The organism is Corynebacterium sp. AOP40-4SA-5, assembly GCF_052377355.1.
Classification (GTDB): Bacteria; Actinomycetota; Actinomycetes; order Mycobacteriales; family Mycobacteriaceae; genus Corynebacterium.
Window position 1 is genome coordinate 41,058 of record NZ_JBQSWS010000016.1, and the last position, 15,563, is coordinate 56,620.

16 protein-coding genes are annotated in these 15,563 nt (G+C 68.9%); 13 read left to right on the forward strand and 3 right to left on the reverse strand.

Annotated features, from left to right (window positions below):
* Positions 1-293: 293 nt before the first annotated feature.
* The 5 genes from ACT3S3_RS10490 (at position 294) to ACT3S3_RS10510 (ending at position 4,006) form a co-directional block, all read left to right on the forward strand.
* On the forward strand, positions 294-569 hold the full coding sequence (locus ACT3S3_RS10490) for a type B 50S ribosomal protein L31 (protein WP_038546832.1): 276 nt from the start codon (positions 294-296) through the stop codon (positions 567-569).
* Positions 570-572: 3 nt separating this feature from the next.
* Positions 573-740 carry a 50S ribosomal protein L32 gene (rpmF, locus tag ACT3S3_RS10495; RefSeq protein WP_301441960.1) on the forward strand — a complete coding sequence of 56 codons (168 nt, stop codon included), beginning with the start codon at positions 573-575 and terminating at the stop codon, positions 738-740.
* A 240-nt stretch (positions 741-980) separates the two neighbouring features.
* Positions 981-1,676, forward strand: coding sequence for a response regulator transcription factor (locus tag ACT3S3_RS10500; protein ID WP_441579324.1), 696 nt, complete (start codon positions 981-983; stop codon positions 1,674-1,676).
* A gap of 177 nt (positions 1,677-1,853) precedes the next feature.
* The gene (locus ACT3S3_RS10505) at positions 1,854-3,230 is read left to right on the forward strand and encodes a S1C family serine protease (RefSeq protein ID WP_301441958.1); all 1,377 of its coding nucleotides are present in this window, start codon (positions 1,854-1,856) and stop codon (positions 3,228-3,230) included.
* Positions 3,231-3,340: 110 nt separating this feature from the next.
* Positions 3,341-4,006, forward strand: a complete 666-nt coding sequence (locus ACT3S3_RS10510; protein WP_301441957.1) for a MogA/MoaB family molybdenum cofactor biosynthesis protein — start codon at positions 3,341-3,343, stop codon at positions 4,004-4,006.
* 182 nt (positions 4,007-4,188) lie between these two features.
* Here ACT3S3_RS10510 and mscL read toward each other — a convergent pair whose 3' ends face one another.
* Positions 4,189-4,701, reverse strand: a complete 513-nt coding sequence (gene mscL, locus ACT3S3_RS10515) for a large conductance mechanosensitive channel protein MscL (RefSeq protein WP_441579326.1) — start codon at positions 4,699-4,701, stop codon at positions 4,189-4,191.
* A 43-nt stretch (positions 4,702-4,744) separates the two neighbouring features.
* Positions 4,745-5,407: a 5-formyltetrahydrofolate cyclo-ligase gene (locus tag ACT3S3_RS10520; RefSeq protein WP_444614713.1), complete on the reverse strand. Its 663-nt coding sequence runs from the start codon at positions 5,405-5,407 to the stop codon at positions 4,745-4,747.
* 116 nt (positions 5,408-5,523) lie between these two features.
* On the opposite strand from ACT3S3_RS10520, the gene ACT3S3_RS10525 reads away from it, so the two are divergent.
* The 6 genes from ACT3S3_RS10525 to ACT3S3_RS10550 all read left to right on the forward strand — a co-directional run bounded on the left by ACT3S3_RS10525 (position 5,524) and on the right by ACT3S3_RS10550 (position 11,155).
* On the forward strand, positions 5,524-6,474 hold the full coding sequence (locus ACT3S3_RS10525; protein WP_301441953.1) for a UTP--glucose-1-phosphate uridylyltransferase: 951 nt from the start codon (positions 5,524-5,526) through the stop codon (positions 6,472-6,474).
* Between the two features lie 144 nt (positions 6,475-6,618).
* Positions 6,619-7,869 carry a molybdotransferase-like divisome protein Glp gene (glp, locus tag ACT3S3_RS10530; RefSeq protein ID WP_301441952.1) on the forward strand — a complete coding sequence of 417 codons (1,251 nt, stop codon included), beginning with the start codon at positions 6,619-6,621 and terminating at the stop codon, positions 7,867-7,869.
* The gene (locus ACT3S3_RS10535) at positions 7,866-8,489 is read left to right on the forward strand and encodes a GNAT family N-acetyltransferase (RefSeq protein ID WP_444614712.1); all 624 of its coding nucleotides are present in this window, start codon (positions 7,866-7,868) and stop codon (positions 8,487-8,489) included. The genes glp and ACT3S3_RS10535 overlap by 4 nt, the downstream gene beginning before the upstream one ends.
* A 150-nt stretch (positions 8,490-8,639) precedes the next feature.
* Positions 8,640-9,857 (forward strand): divisome protein SepX/GlpR, encoded by a 1,218-nt coding sequence (gene sepX, locus ACT3S3_RS10540; RefSeq protein ID WP_441579329.1) that lies wholly within the window; start codon positions 8,640-8,642, stop codon positions 9,855-9,857.
* 30 nt (positions 9,858-9,887) lie between these two features.
* Positions 9,888-10,298, forward strand: coding sequence for a DoxX family protein (locus ACT3S3_RS10545; RefSeq protein ID WP_301441949.1), 411 nt, complete (start codon positions 9,888-9,890; stop codon positions 10,296-10,298).
* A gap of 5 nt (positions 10,299-10,303) precedes the next feature.
* Positions 10,304-11,155 (forward strand): zf-HC2 domain-containing protein, encoded by an 852-nt coding sequence (locus ACT3S3_RS10550; RefSeq protein WP_301441948.1) that lies wholly within the window; start codon positions 10,304-10,306, stop codon positions 11,153-11,155.
* On the opposite strand, the gene ACT3S3_RS10555 is transcribed toward ACT3S3_RS10550, so the two are convergent.
* Complete coding sequence (locus ACT3S3_RS10555; RefSeq protein WP_444614711.1) at positions 11,126-12,694, reverse strand: dolichyl-phosphate-mannose--protein mannosyltransferase; 1,569 nt, start codon at positions 12,692-12,694, stop codon at positions 11,126-11,128. The two genes, ACT3S3_RS10550 and ACT3S3_RS10555, sit on opposite strands and share 30 nt — an antisense overlap.
* A 62-nt stretch (positions 12,695-12,756) precedes the next feature.
* Between ACT3S3_RS10555 and rsmI the strand changes: the two genes are divergently transcribed.
* Both rsmI and ACT3S3_RS10565 read left to right on the forward strand, forming a co-directional pair.
* Positions 12,757-13,683: a 16S rRNA (cytidine(1402)-2'-O)-methyltransferase gene (rsmI, locus tag ACT3S3_RS10560; protein WP_444626752.1), complete on the forward strand. Its 927-nt coding sequence runs from the start codon at positions 12,757-12,759 to the stop codon at positions 13,681-13,683.
* A 191-nt stretch (positions 13,684-13,874) separates the two neighbouring features.
* Entirely contained in the window at positions 13,875-15,527 is a 1,653-nt protein-coding gene (locus tag ACT3S3_RS10565) for a BCCT family transporter (RefSeq protein ID WP_444626754.1), read from the forward strand.
* The last annotated feature ends 36 nt before the right edge of the window (positions 15,528-15,563 follow it).

Sequence of the window (15,563 nt, forward strand, 5' to 3'; positions counted from 1 at the left end):
GGCCGATCGCGCGTGCGATGACGTTTACTAAGACAACAGCGTTGCACGACACTACCCCATGGTGGCGTGCAGGCATAATCGTTGTGGGGGAGAGGTCCGGGCCGGCCGGCGATTTTCCACCACGGGTGTGCAGGGGATAGGATGACAGATCGTGTTGCGCCCTGCATGTCGTCATTTCTGCACGGACGCGCCCACACTCCAAACCCGACCCAGGCACGACCTGCCGTGCCGGGCACCGACTCCGGTGTCCGGGGCGAGGGACCGACCTGGCGCACAACCCTGAGGGATTGAGAATGAAGAACGATATCCACCCCGACTACCACCCGGTGGTCTTCAAGGACGCCAGCACTGGCCACCAGTTCCTGACGCGTTCCACCGCCACCTCCGACCGCTCCGTGGAGTGGGAGGACGGCAACGAGTACCCGCTGATCGTCGTTGACGTCACCAGCGAGTCCCACCCCTTCTGGACGGGTGCACAGCGTGTCATGGACACCGCCGGTCGCGTCGAGAAGTTCCAGCGTCGCTACGGCAACCGTGTTCGCCGTACCAAGAAGAACGAGGAGGGCTAAGAAATGGCAGTTCCGAAGCGCCGTCTTTCCCGCGCCAACACCCACCACCGCCGTTCGAACTGGAAGTCCGACAACGTCGCACTCCAGACCGCGAAGATCGACGGCAGTGAGGTCCAGATCCCTCGTCGCCTGATGAAGGCCGCGAAGCTGGGTCTGGTCGATCTCGACTAGTTCGCGACCACGTTCGCGCACTACCCGGACGCCCCCGCCGACACTGTCGGCGGGGGCGTCCTCGCGTCTTCTGCCGTACCGCCCCCGCGGGAGCCTCTTACGTTGCATCCTGGCAATGTTCCCGCGTCCGTGCTGTTCGCCGCGCATGCTAGTTCGAGTCGGTTGACGGTTCCCTGTCAGTTGACTGTGGTTTCGGCATAGCGGTGTCGTTTCCGCGTGGTCCTGGTGCAGAATGGCGGGATGAAGATTCTTGTTGTCGACGACGATCAGACGGTAAGGGACTCTCTACGTCGCTCTCTCACGTTCAACGGCTACGACGTAGCTTCGGCGGGAGACGGTGACGACGCCCTCCGTCAGATTCGTCAGGAGTCACCGGACCTGGTGATCCTCGACGTCGAGCTCGAGGGGGTCGACGGCCTCACAGTGTGCCGCGACCTCCGAAGTGCCGGAAACGACGTCCTTATACTCATGCTCTCCGAAAGTACCGATGTCTCCGACCGTGTGACGGGCCTCGACGCCGGGGCGGACGACTTCATGTCGAAGCCGTACGCCCTCGAGGAGGTGCTCGCCCGGGTGCGCTCCCTGCACCGTCGGTCCGTGCGTACCGCCGTCGCCAAGAGCGTCGAGGTCAAGCCCCTCGCCTTCGAGGACCTGTCGCTGAACCCGGAGACCCGTGAGGTCAGCCGCGGTGACCGGAAGATCAGCCTGACCCGTACCGAGTTCGCCCTGCTGCAGCTGCTGATGCGCAACCAGCGCAAGGTGCTCAGCCGCACGAAGATCCTCGAGGAGGTCTGGGGCTACGACTTCCCGACGTCCGGTAACGCCCTGGAGGTCTACATCGGCTACCTGCGTCGTAAGACGGAGGACGGTGGGGAGTCCAGGGTCATCCACACCGTGCGCGGCGTGGGCTACGTGCTGCGCGACGACGCGCCGTAAACCCTCCTGCTGGCAGAATGCTGAGTGCGCGCCCCACGCTTGCCGTGTGTGGCGCGCACACGTTCCGATCACACTGTCAGGCGGCGCGGACGGGACGTCAATCTGGGTCAGCCATAATTAGTTACGTCAGAACATAGTTGAGTCAGCCGACGGGACACGCCGGCGAAGGAGAGTCAGATGTCCGGGGAAGATCGGAACGGCAACGACTACAACGGCGCAGGCGGCCCCGCCGGCGTAGGCGGATCACACGAGGCGGGGACCGACGCCTGGGGGAGGACCTCACCGGACTACCGGCAGGGCGCGCCCGACGGGCAGTCCGGCTTCTCCGACCCCGGCGCACAGCAGCGACACTGGGAGGCGCTGTCCAGCCAGTACCCCAGCAACGAGGGGATGCCCGGCTACCCCGTGGCAGGGCCCGAACTTCCCACGGGCGGCGCGCCTGCGGCGACGAAGGACTCTCCCCGCAGGTTCTCCACCCCGGTGGTCGCCGCCCTGGTGCTCGCGGTCGGTGTCGCTTCGGCGGCCGTCACCGCCGGCATCGTCCAGAACGGCGACAGCAGCTCCGGCGTCACGTCCTCCCTGAACAGCTCGGGCAGCGGTGAGAGGGAGAACACCTCCGACCCCGACCCGGGAACGGTGGAGGACGTCGCCTCGAACGTGCTCCCCAGTGTCGTTTCCATCCAGGTCACCACCCAGCAGGGTGGTGCTGAGGGTTCCGGTTCGATCATTAGCTCCGACGGGCTCATCCTCACCAACAACCACGTCGTCTCCGGCTCCGACGAGGGCGAGATGACCGTCACCACCAACGACGGGCGCCAGCTGCAGGCCGACGTCGTCGCCACCGACCCCCAGACCGACCTCGCCGTGGTCAAGGCCAACGGCGCCGACGACCTGCAGCCCATCGCCATCGGCGACTCCGACTCCCTCCAGGTCGGCGAGACCGTGGTAGCCGTGGGCTCGCCGCTCGGCCTGTCCTCGACCGTGACCACCGGCATCGTATCGGCGATGAACCGTCCCGTGCAGGCCGGCGGTGAGGACGGCGGCGAGGCGTCGCTGATCGACGCCATCCAGACCGACGCCGCCATCAACCCGGGCAACTCCGGCGGTGCCCTGGTCAACCTCCAGGGTGAGCTCGTCGGCATCCCCTCGGTGATCGCCACCCTCGGCGGCGAGATGGGCGGGGAGTCCGGGTCGATCGGCCTGGGCTTCGCCATCCCCTCCAACCAGGCGGAGGACACCGCCCAGCAGCTCATCGACAACGGTTCGGCCACCCACCCGGTCATCGGGGCGACGGTCAACACCGGCACCGAGACCTCCTCCAACGGGGCCGAGATCGTCAAGGTCGTCGGCGGCGGTCCGGCGGCAGACGCCGGGATCCGCGACGGCGACATCGTGACCAAGGTCGACGACCGGATCGTGGACAGCGGCGTGAGCCTCATCGCCGCCATCCGGTCCCACAACGTCGGAGACGAGGTCACGCTGACCGTCACCGACGGTAACGGTGGCAATGAACGGGAGATCGGTGTGACGCTGTCGGCGTCCGAGGACGACTAGTCCGCGACCATTCAACCCCCTAGACCTATACAGCGGGCCGTTCTCCGGATACCGTTGACGGGACCCCGCACACCGCGACGGGCTGAGAAGTACCTGAGGAGCTCACCATCATGTCCCAAGAACACTATGTCGACACCGACGAGACCGAAGACTCGGCCGGTGTGATCACCGTGCCGGGCATCGAGGACTTCGCCCGCGTGGAGCAGGAGTCGATCGAACGCCTCGACGCCGAGATCACCGAGCCGGGGGACGAGGTCTTCCGCTCCATGGACATCCAGGAGAACGGCCGGGAGTCGAACAACCCGCGCCATTCCCTGCTGCACGCCCTCGTGGTGATCGTCACCGACCATCCGGACGACGCAGACCAGTCCGGTGAGCTCGTGGCGGAACTCCTCGCCGAGGAGGACTACATGGTGGACGCGGTGCTCACCGTCGAGTCCGGCAAGTCCGCGGTCCGCCAGGCACTGGAGACCGCCGTCGTCGGCGGCGCGGACCTGGTCATCACCGTCGGCGGCACCGGCGTCAGCCCCAGGGACAAGGCACCGGAGGCCACCAAGGCGGTCCTGGACAAGCGGATCCCGGGTCTCTCCCAGGCACTGCGGTCGTCCGCGCTGGCCTGCAACGCCGTCGACGGCGGGCTGTCGCGTGGTGTGGCGGGGGTGTCCGGGTCCACCGTGGTGGTGAACCTCGCCGCCACGCGCGGTGCGATCCGCGACGGAATGGCCACGCTGTGCCCTCTGGTGCGCCACGTCATCGCGGACCTCAGCAGGGCATGAGACGCCGTCGTAGGACGGGCGTGCTGGGCAAGGGGCATGCCCCGGACCTCGATCTGGACATCAACCTGGGCAGCCAGGGAAGCAGGGAAAGGCCGGACGCACAGCGTCCGGCCGATGACGGGGGATTCGGGGAGGATTTCTGGGAGGGTCAGCGCCCTCCCCACTGGTGACGCGAAAGGGGGTCAGCGTGCCGAGTGCCGTCCGCCGGTCTCGGTCGAGCTGCCGGTGGAGTCAGCGGTGCCGGTGGTGCCGGTGGTGTCGGGGATCTCGCCGGCGAGCCCGTTGGACGCGGAGGTGAGGCCGCTCTGGTTCGCCAGGAGGTCACGGATCTCGACCAGCAGGTCCACCTCGGAGGCCACGGTCTCCTCCGGGTCGATGCCCTTACGCCGGGCGTTGAGTTCGTTGAGCTTGTTCATCGGGGCGACGAGCAGGAAGTAGACCACGCCGGCGATGATCAGGAAGTTGATCGCCGCGGTGATGATCGCACCCAGGTCGATCTGGGTGCTCTCCATGCCGGAGCGCAGCTGGAACTTCAGCCCGTCGACCTCCGTGCCGCCGAAGCAGTTGATTAACGGCTGGATCAGGGAGTCCGAGATGGCGGTGACGATGGCGGTGAACGCCGCACCGATGATCACGGCGATGGCGAGTTCCATCACGTTTCCGCGGGTGATGAAGTCTTTGAAACCCTTGAGCATGATGCTCTCCTTGTGCTGGTTGAACCGGGTGATGTTGGTCGGTCTACCGGTGGTCCCGGCTGGCCGTGGTGGTCGGGAAGCTGCCCGAGTCGGTCACGACGCACTCGACCGAGATGTCCAGCTGGGTGCGGGGGACGTCGACCCCGAATTCCTCGTGGTCCACGACTGCCACAATTCTGCCAGTTTTCGCGGCGCCGGTGACGTCGACGAGCGTGCGGTCGTAGAATCCGCCGCCCTGCCCCAGACGTGTGCCGTCACGGTCGACGGCGAGTGCGGGGATGACCAGGGCGTCTAACCTGGTTGTCAGTTCCAGGGTGGATATCGGTGCCGGAACCTCCGGTGTTTCCTCAGGTTCTGTGATCCCGAACGCACCGGTGCGCGTGGAGTGTTCGCCCTGGTAGGGCAACCAGGTCAGCGGACGTGCGGGGCCGGCGACCACCGGCAGCCAGACCTCGTGGCCGGCGTCACGCAGGACGTCCGGGAGTGCCGCCCCGCCGGGTTCGCCCGGCAGTCCGGCGAAGGCGGCCACGGCCCCGGGGCAGGACGCGCGGGCGGCGTCCTGCAGCAGCGCCAGGAGGTTCGCCGCGATGGCGGCGTCGCGGCGGCTGCGTTCCTCCTCGGGGACCGCGCCGCGTGCCGCGCGGACGCGGGCACGCACCGCACGCTTCGCGGTTGCGGTGGTGTTTGTCACGGCGTCGTCACCCATAGGCCCTGATGGTAATACCTCCGGGGGTGGTGGCGGTGAGGCCGGCGTGCCCGTTTTTCGGGCCACGGTGTGTTCTCGCCCGGCCAACTGGGGGTGACGCCTGTAGGATTCGTGTCATGGCAACTACCAACTCAACTGCTCCCTCCGGCTCTCCAGACGTCGTCGCCGACGGCGTTCCCACCGGTGGGATCCGAACTGTCGTGGTACCTGCCGCAGGCCTGGGCACCCGTTTCCTGCCTGCCACCAAGACAGTTCCCAAAGAACTCCTCCCTGTCGTCGACACCCCCGGAATTGAACTGATCGCCAAGGAGGCCTCCGAGGCCGGCGCGTCCCGTCTCGCGGTGGTCACCTCACCCCGCAAGCAGGGGATCATGGCCTTCTTCGACCGCGACGAGCTCCTGGAGGACACCCTCGAGTCCCGCGGCAAGACCGACCAGCTCAACAAGGTCCGCGCCGTCAACGAGATGATCACCGCGGTGTCGGTGAACCAGGACCGCCCGCTGGGCCTCGGCCACGCCATCGGCTGCGCCGAGGACGCCCTCGACGAGGACGAGGACGCCTTCGCCGTTCTGCTCCCGGACGACCTCGTGCTGCCGTTCGGCGTGATGAACGAGATGATCGAGGTGCGTAAGCGCCTCGGCGGCACCGTGCTGTGCGGGTTCGAGGTGCCGGAGGACGAGGTCTCGAACTACGGCGTCTTCGAGGTCGCCGAGCCGGACGACGAGCTCGGCGACCAGGTCCGCCGGGTGACCGGCATGGTCGAGAAGCCGGACGCGGCGGACGCGCCGTCCAACATCGTCGCCACCGGCCGCTACCTGCTCGACCGCTCGATCTTCGACGCGCTGCGCCGCACCGAGCCGGGCAAGGGCGGGGAGATCCAAGTGACCGACGCGATCGCGAAGCTGATCGAGGAGGGCCACCCGGTCCACGTCTACGTGCACCGCGGCAACCGCCATGACCTGGGCAACCCGGGTGGTTTCATCCGCGCCTGCGTGGACTTCGCGCTGGACGACCCGTCCTACGGACCGTCGCTGGAGAAGTGGCTGGAGCAGCGACTCGACAAGTGACCCTGGCAGGACTTCTCGACGGTGGTGCCCGACATGGGCGCCACCTTCTGCTGTTGTGGGGTGTCGAGGCGGTAGAGTCTGCACGAGTAGAACCTGCACGTACACCCCGACTTCCCCTACCGAGACACCGTGAGGACGGCCCACGTGAGAACTGTTGAGGAGCAGCTGGCCACGGTCAGCGCCGCGGCAGTAACACCGGAACCGGTGCGCACCGCGATTTCAGAGGCACTGGGTCTGCGGTGCGCCGAACAGGTCGAGGCGGAGGTCTCCGTCCCCGGCTTCGACCAGGCCGCCGTGGACGGCTACGCGGTGCGTTCCGTGGACGTCCGCCACGCCGGCAGCGTGGACCCGGACGTGCCGTCCGCCCGGCTGCCCGTGGTCGGCGACGTCGGTGCGGGCTCGCACCGTCCGGTACGTCTGCAGCCGCGCCAGGCGGTGCGGGTGCAGGCCGGCGCGCCGATCCCCACCCTCGCCGACGCGGTGGTCCCGCTGGACTGGGCGGAGGACGACGGGCGTCGCACCGAGGCCCTGCGTCCGGTGGCCGGCGGCCAGTTCATCCACCGCGCGGGGTCCGACGTGCAGCCCGGCGACGTGGTCGTGGAGCAGGGTTCGGTCATCGGCGCCGCACAGGTGGGCCTGCTGGCCGCGGTCGGACGTTCCAAGGTGCTGGTCTACCCGCGGCCGCGGATGGCGGTGCTGACCTTCGGTCCGGAACTGGTCGACATCGACCGTGAGCCGGGGCTGGGACAGGTCCACGACGTGAACTCCTATGCGCTGGCCTCGGCCGGACGCGAGGCCGGGGCGGACGTCAACCGGCTCGGCATCGTCGGCGGTGAGGACCGTCGGCTGCGCGACATCATCGAGGGCCAGCTGATCCGTTCGGAGATCCTGGTGATCTCCGGGGGAGTGGGCGGTGCGTCCAGTGACCGGTTGCGCGAGATCCTGTCGGGCATGGGTGAGCTGGACGTCTCACGCGTGGCGATGCACCCGGGTTCGGTGCAGGGCTTCGGCATCCTTGGCGCAGACCGGGTGCCCACGTTCCTGCTGCCGTCGAACCCGAGTGCCGCGCTGGTGGCGTTCGAGGTGATGGTGCGTCCGCTGGTGCAGATCCTGCGTGGTCAGCGGCAGTCGATGCGTCGGGTGGTCAAGGCGCGCACCATCGCCGGGCTGGAGTCCGCCCCGCACCGTCGGGGTTTCATCCGCGCCCAGCTGATGCGCGACCGGGAGACCCGCGAGTTCCTCGTGGACCCGTTGGGTGCCACCGCCGGCGGGGAGCCCACGCACCTGCTCGGCAGCCACGGCCAGTCGAACTGCCTGATCGTGGTGCCCGGTGACCGCACGCGCGTCGAGCCCGGCGAGGTCGTCGACGTGATGTTCCTGACGAACAGGGTGTGAGGACACCCGTGTTCCTCACCGGCCGGTCGGTCCGGCACCCGGGCTGGCCCGCCACGACCCCCTCCCTGCCCACCGCACTGGGGCAGGTGCGCCTGCGGCCGTTGTCCAGGCGCGACGGGCGGCACTGGGCGGAGTTCCGCAACGCCGACGAGCATCTGCTGCGCCCGGTCGAGCCCACGGTGCCGGGGCCGTGGTGGGAGTCCCACACCCGCGCGGTGTGGCGGCGCAACTACGCGGGCCTGACGTCCCTGGCGGTGGAGGGGCACCTGCTGCCCTTCGCCATCGAGGTCGACGGTGCGTTCGCCGGCCAGTTGACCCTGGGCAACGTGCAGCACGGTGTGGTCTGCAGCTGCTGGATCGGCTACTGGGTGTACTCCGGGTTCAGTGGCTCCGGCGTCGCGACGGCCGCGGTGCGGCTCGGCGTGGAACACGCGGTGACGCAGGTGGGCATGCACCGGGTGGAGGCGACCGTGCTGGAGTCGAACGTCTCGTCCCGCCGCGTGCTGGAGAAGGTGGGTTTCCGGCAGGAGGGGCTGCTGCGGCGCAACCTGCACATCAACGGTCAGTGGCAGGACCACCTGCTGGTGGGGTTGACGGCGGAGGAACGGCGCGGGCTGTAACGGAACCGACCTGAACCGACACGGTGCGGCGCGCCTGCGTCCCCGCGGGGGCGGTGGCACGTATCGTCGGGTCAGTATCTATTCCCTGCTCGTAGATCTTCGTGTAGACCCCCGTGTAGACCCTGTCGTCGGTGAAAGGAAAGGCCGCTAGTGTTCGGCTCCCTCAGCTCTCTGATCCTGATCGCGGTCGTCTGGCTTCTTCTGCTCGCGCCCCTGTTCCTGCGTAACCAGTCCCCGGTGCGCCGTACCTCCACGGCCCTGTCGGAGACGCGTGTGCTGCATGAGGGCGGTTCGGAGATCTCCAGGCCGCGGAAGCGCCCGTTGCCTGCGGAGTCGCTGTACCACGCCGATGTCGACGAGGACATCGAGCTGGTCGAGGCGGAGCCGGAGAGGGTGATCATCGACGACACCGGGCGTGACGTGCCGGGGATCATCGAGGGTGAGGTCGTCGGCTACCGTCCGCTCGACGAGGAGGACACCGGCGAGTTCGCCCCGGTCGCGCCGGACGACGAGACGCCGGACGCCGTCGCGGAGGACGACGACGCCTACAGCGTCGAGGTGGTTGCCGACGAGGCCGAAGACGCCGGGGACGCCGAGTTCGTCGAGGCTGAGGCCGTGGAGCCGGTCGAGACCCTCGAGGCACTGGATGAGCCGGCCGACGAGCAGCTCACCGACCCGGACGCCGAGTCCACCGCGGGTCGCTTCACCAGCATCCCGGCGGCGTACCTGCGTGGCGGCGACATCGACGTGTCGGTGGGCACCGGCGAGCACCCGGTCGACGACGAGGGTTACCCCGCCGACGCCGCTGACGCCGGGGACGCCGATGTCCTCGACGACGCCTACGGTGACGGTGAGCTCACGGCGGAGGAGCTGGACTACGCGGCGGCCCGCCGTGGTCGTGGCTTCTACGACCCGGAGACCTCGCAGCGTCTGGTGGAGGCCCGTCAGACCCGCCGGAAGCGTGTGCTGTGCGTGCTCGCGGCATTGTGCGTGGTCTCGGTCGTGGCCGCGGTCGTCCTCGGCGGCGCGGTGTGGGTGGCCGTGGTGGCCACTGTCGCCATGTCGGGCGTGTACCTGTACTACCTGCGTCGTCAGGTGGTGGAGGAGGCGAAGCTGCGTCGTCGCCGGATCGCCCGGATGCGTCGTGCCCGCCTGGGTGTGCGCAACACCGACGACCGTGAGCTCGGCGTCCCCGACCGGCTGCTGCGTCCCGGTGCGGTGGTGCTGGAGAGCGACGACGCCGACCCTGAGTTCGCCGACCTCGACTACACCGCCTACGCGGAGTGCGACGAGTACGACGGCTACGACGGGTACGAGGAGTACGACGACTACTACGACGAGCGGGGTCCCCACATCCGTGCGGTGTAGCGGCACCGGGGGAGTTAAGATGACGTCATCATGAACAATCCTGCCTTCCGCGATGCGGCCCTCCTCGTCCTGCGTGTCGCCCTCGGGGTCGTCTTCATCGCCCACGGGTGGGACAAGGTCTTCCAGGTGGGGGTGGACCAGACGGCCCAGCAGTGGGCGTCGATGCACATCCCGCAGCCCACGTTGTCGGTGTGGGTGGTGTCGGTGGTGGAGATGCTTGGCGGCGCGCTCGTGTTGCTGGGCTTCCTGACCCCGGCGGCAGCCGGCGTGCTGGCCCTGGACATGGTCGCGGCGTTCTACTTTGTGCACCTGGGCAACGGACTGTTCGTCGCCGACGGTGGCGGGGAGTTCGTCATCGTGCTCTTCGCCGCGTGCGTAATGCTCATCGTCTTCGGTGCCGGGCGGGCGAGCCTCGACAAGGCGCTCTCGCGGTTCGGGTGACGTCGGTGGAGGATCCCTACGACGTCCACGCCGCGGTGCGCGCGGCCCTGTCCGCCGAACTCGACGGGGAGGACGCGCCGTCCGGCGTGGACGACGACATGATCGAGACGCACCTCTCCGCCTGTACGGACTGCAGTGAGTGGTTCGCCGCGGCGAGTGACCTGAACCGTCGGCTGCGTATGTCGCTGGCGTCCTCGACGGGCCCCGCGCAGGACGCCCCGGGGGAGGCGAGCGAGCTGGCGGCGTCGATGGTGCGCCTGGCCGACGAGACGCCGCAGCTGTCGCACCGGCTGCGCAACCGCTCACTGCCGTTGGTGCTCAGCCGACTGGCGATGGTGGCCGTGGCGCTGTGCTACATCGCCTGGTCGGTGCTGCTGCTCACCGGTGCCGCGGGCACCGGTGCCGGGGCGGCGGACGGTCCGGGTGGGGCGGTGGGCAACGCCGGCGACCCGGACGTGGCCTCGTTGTCGGTGGACGCTGCGGCGGTGCGCCTCGCACTCGCCGCCGGGTTGCTGTGGGGCGCGGCGCGGCCGCGCTCGGCGCCGGGCCTGCTGCCGGTGTTCCTGGCGTTGTGGGGGTTCGGAGCGGGGTTCGCCACCCGCGACGTGGTGCTGGGGCTGCTGGACGGTGCGGTGGACGTGACGATGGTCGCCGGCCTGCTGCTGCACCTGGCGGCGTGTGCGGCGTTGATCGGGGTGTGGTTGTCGCGCAACCACGCCGTGGCCCCGCTGCGGCAGTCCCTGCGCGGGCTGTCGGCCCGTCCGGTCAGCTACAGCCCGGACGACGTGCAGGCGAACTCCAGCTGGCGACCGGGAGACCCCGGCGACTCAGGTCCAGCCGGGCAGCCACATCCGTAGCTGCCACTGTTCGTCGGTGATCGGCATGCCGGTGAAGATGGGCAGGAAGAACAGGAACATCCACACCACCAGCACCAGGTAGGCCACGGCGACGAGCATGCCCGTGCGCTCCAGGACGAGGACGCGCAGCTCGCCGACGACGCCCACCTGGCCGGACGCCGCGGCGTCCGGCACGTCCCGCGCCGTCTTTCGCAGCGACCATCCGGAGACCTGGCCCAGGCACAGGGCCAGCCCGATGATGAGGAAGGGCGCCAGGTTCGTGGCGTAGAACAGGTACATCTGCCGGTCCACGTTGAGCAGCCACGGCAGGAAACCGGCGGCGTAGCCGACGACCGGCACCAGCCAGCGCATGTCGCGGCGTCCGATCAGGCGCCACAGGCCCCACAGCAGCACCGGTACGGAGAGCCACCACATCGCCGGCGTACCGATCAGCAGCACGGTCTCGCGGTGCCCGTCGGCGGTGGTGGAGGAGTGGTAGAGCAGGGCGCGGGTGGTCGCCAGCCAGTCCCACGGCTTGGACTCCCACGGGTGGTGGTGGCCGTTGGAGTTGGTCAGTTCGGAGTGGAAGCCCAGCACGGACACGTGGTAGTAGATGAAGTTCAGCCAGGTGTCCGGCAGGAAGTCCAGTCCCCAGGACGCGATCTGGTCGTTGCCGGCCTCGGCCTCGTGGCGGAAGACCCCGGTCTCCGAGGCGAACCAGGACCGCCAGGACAGCAGGTACACGACCAGCGGTGCGAGCACGATCGAGGCGAAGCCGGGCAGGCAGTCGCGGCCCACGGTGCCGAGGAAGGGACGTTCCACGCCGAAGCGACGGCGACGCCACCAGTCCAACGCCACCACGGTGACCCCGAAGAAGGCCATGTAGTACAGCCCCGACCACTTCACCGCCAGGGCGCAACCCAGGGCGACGCCGGCGGCGAAGCGCCACCAGCGGAAGCCCAGGCGCGGGCCCAGTGGACGGTCGCCGATGCGTCCTTCGGCCAGGACGCGGCGGAAGCGCCGCTCCATCTCGCCGTGGTCGCGCAGCAGCAGGTACACGGCGAGGACGACGAAGAACACCTGGAAGTGGTCGAGCATCGCCGAACGTCCGGTCACGAAGAGGATGCCGTCGCACAGGGCCAGGACGCCGGCGGACAGGCCGACCCAGTCGGAGCCGCTGAGGCGGCGGGCGGTGGCGGCGATCAGCAGGATCACGCCGACCGCCAGCAGTGCCACCACGATGCGCCAGCCCCACGGGTTGTTGCCGAACACGGCCATGCCGAGTGCCTCGAGGTGCTTGGCCAGGGGCGGGTGCACGATCAGCCCGTAGCCGGGGTTGTCCTCGATGCCGCCGCGCACGATCTGCCACGACTGCGGCACGTAGTGCTTCTCGTCGAAGACGGGGGTGCCGTCGTCGGTGGGGTGCGACAGCCACGGCAGTCGGCTGAGCAGGCCCAGCACGCCCAGGGTCGCCAGGATCGTCCACCAGCGCCGGGGACCCCGCTGGGGACGCTGCCGCGGTGCGGCGGCGGTGGCGGTGGTGGCTGGAGTCTGCGTCACAGTGGGCAATCCTATACGTCGCGGCCCGGGGTTCCGCCCCCGGCGGGTAGGCTCTGGTGACCATGCAGGAGAACACCCCGGACCCCCGGACCGTGACCACCGTGACCACCGTGACCACCGTGCTGCAGCGCGCCGCCGGGCGGCGTCCCCTCGCCGGCGGTGGGGTGATCCTGGCGGCGACGCCGCTGGGCGACCCGTTGGACGCGTCCATCCGGTTGATCGACGCCCTGGGCAGCGCCGACGTGGTCGCCGCCGAGGACACCCGGCGGACCCGCGCACTGGCGGACGCCCTGGGCGTGGAGATCACCGGTCAGGTGGTCTCCAACTTCGACCACAACGAGGCCGACCGGGCCGCCGGACTGGTGGAGCGTGCCGCCGCGGGGGCGCGGGTCCTGGTGGTCACGGACGCGGGCATGCCCTCGGTCTCCGACCCGGGGTTCCCGCTGGTCCAGGCGGCGCAGGACGCCGGGGTGCCGGTCACGTGCCTGCCCGGCCCCTCGGCGGTGCCGACCGCGTTGGCCCTGTCCGGGGTGGGTGTGGGGCACTTCGCCTTCGACGGTTTCGCCCCTCGTAAGGACGGTGCGCGGCGCCAGTGGCTGGAGTCGGTGCGCGACTCGACCCGGGCGGTGAGTTTCTTCGAGTCACCGCACCGTCTGGCGGCCACGCTGGCCACCGCGGCGGAGGTCTGCGGGGCGGACCGGGAGGCCGCGGTGTGCCGCGAGCTCACGAAGACCTTCGAGGAGGTCGTCCGCGGGCCGTTGGGTGAGCTGGCGCAGTGGGCGTCGGACGGGGTGAAGGGCGAGATCACGGTGGTGATCTCCGCGTCGGCCGGCGGCACCGACAAGTCCCCGGAGGACCTGGTCGACGAGGTCGAGGAGAAGGTGGCCCAGGGGCTGCGTCTCAAGGACGCCAGCCGCGAGGTCTCCGCAGCGCACGGGGTGTCGCGTCGGGAGCTCTACGAGGCGGTCCTGGCGGCGCGCCAGGTGTGACCGGGCGGACACACCCTCCGGGGTGACCGGGCCCCGTGTCCGGGGAGTATGGCAGAGTGGTCTGCATGTCCGTTTCAGAAGAGAACCCACAATCAGACGATATCGGCCCCCCGGGCACCGACGCTGACGGTGCCCCGTTCACGGATCCCGGTCTCAACATGGAGAAGATCTCTCCTGTCGCCACCGAGGACATGCTGCCGCCCCCTGCCGAGGACGAGAACGCGAAGGTCGACAAGACCGTCACCGGTTTCGCCGCGGTGATCGTGCTCGCGGTCGTGGTCTGGGGTCTGGTCGCCCCGGACAGCTTCTCCTCCTTCGCCGACGCGGCGCTGGACTTCATCGTCACCGACTTCGGCTGGGTGTACATCATCGCCGGCTCGGTGTTCGTGTTCTTCATCCTGTACGTGGCCCTGAGCAAGTTCGGCAACATCCGGCTGGGCCAGGACGACGAGCGGCCCGAGTTCAACGCGGCCAGCTGGATCGCGATGATGTTCGCCGCCGGCATGGGCATCGGCCTGATGTTCTACGGTGTGGCCGAGCCGATGAACTTCTACCGCAACGGTGTGCCCGGGGAGGCGACCGAGAGCAACCCGGTGGCCTTCTCCACCACGTTGTTCCACTGGACGCTGCACCCGTGGGCGATCTACGCGATCGTCGGCCTGGCCATCGCGTACGGCACCTTCCGCCTGGGCCGTAAGCAGCTGCTCAGCTCGGCGTTCATCCCGCTGATCGGCGTGCGCCGTGCCGAGGGCTGGCTGGGCAAGCTGATCGACGTGCTGTCGATCTTCGCCACCGTCTTCGGTACCGCCGCCTCCCTGGGCCTCGGTGCGCTGCAGATCGCCTCCGGCCTGAACGCCACCGACATCGTGGACGACCCGGGCACCGGCTGGCTGCTGCTGATCATCGGTGTGCTCGGCATCTGCTACCTGATCTCGGCCTACTCGGGTGTCGGCAAGGGCATCCAGTACGTCTCGAACTTCAACATGGTCATGGCCGCGATCCTGGCGTTCTTCGTCCTGATCGTGGGCCCGACCGTGGTCATCGCCAACACGATCCCCACCGCCTTCGGCAACTACCTGCAGGAGTTCTTCGGCATGGCCGCCCGCACGGCGGACACCTCGCCGGGCATGGACGAGTGGCTCGCCGGCAACACCCTGTTCTACTGGGCGTGGTGGATCTCCTGGTCGCCCTTCGTCGGTACCTTCATCGCCCGCATCTCCCGCGGCCGTACCGTGCGTGAGTTCATCCTCGTGGTGATGCTCGTGCCCACCGCGGTCTCCGTGGTCTGGTTCTCCATCTTCGGTGGCAGCGCCATCCACCAGGAGAACGCTGGTTCCGAGATCTACGGTGACGGCAACTCGGAGACCATGCTGTTCAACCTGCTGCACGACCTGCCGTTGGGCACCGTCTCCTCGATCATCGCCATGGTCCTGCTCGCCACGTTCTTCATCACCTCGGCGGACTCCGCCTCCACGGTGATGGGCACGATGAGCCAGAACGGCAAGCTCGTCGCCGACCGCAAGGTCACCGTGCTGTGGGGTCTGCTGACCGCACTGATCGCCGTCGTCCTGCTGCTGTCAGGTGGCGACGACGCCCTCAACAGCCTGCAGTCCGTGACGATCATCGCGGCCAGCCCGTTCGTGATCCTCATCTGCTTCCTGTGCCTGTCGATCTACAAAGGTCTGTCGCAGGACCCGCTGTTCCTCGACGAGAAGCAGAAGCGGGCCTTCGCCCTGCGTCTGGCGCGCGAGCGCCGGCACCAGGAGACCGCCGAGGCACGTGCCGCCCGTGAGCGGCGTCGCGGCAAGCGCGGCGACTCCGCGGAGAAGGCCGGCTCGAAGTAGCCGCCGACCGCACTCCGCACGCCGGCGCGCACCAGG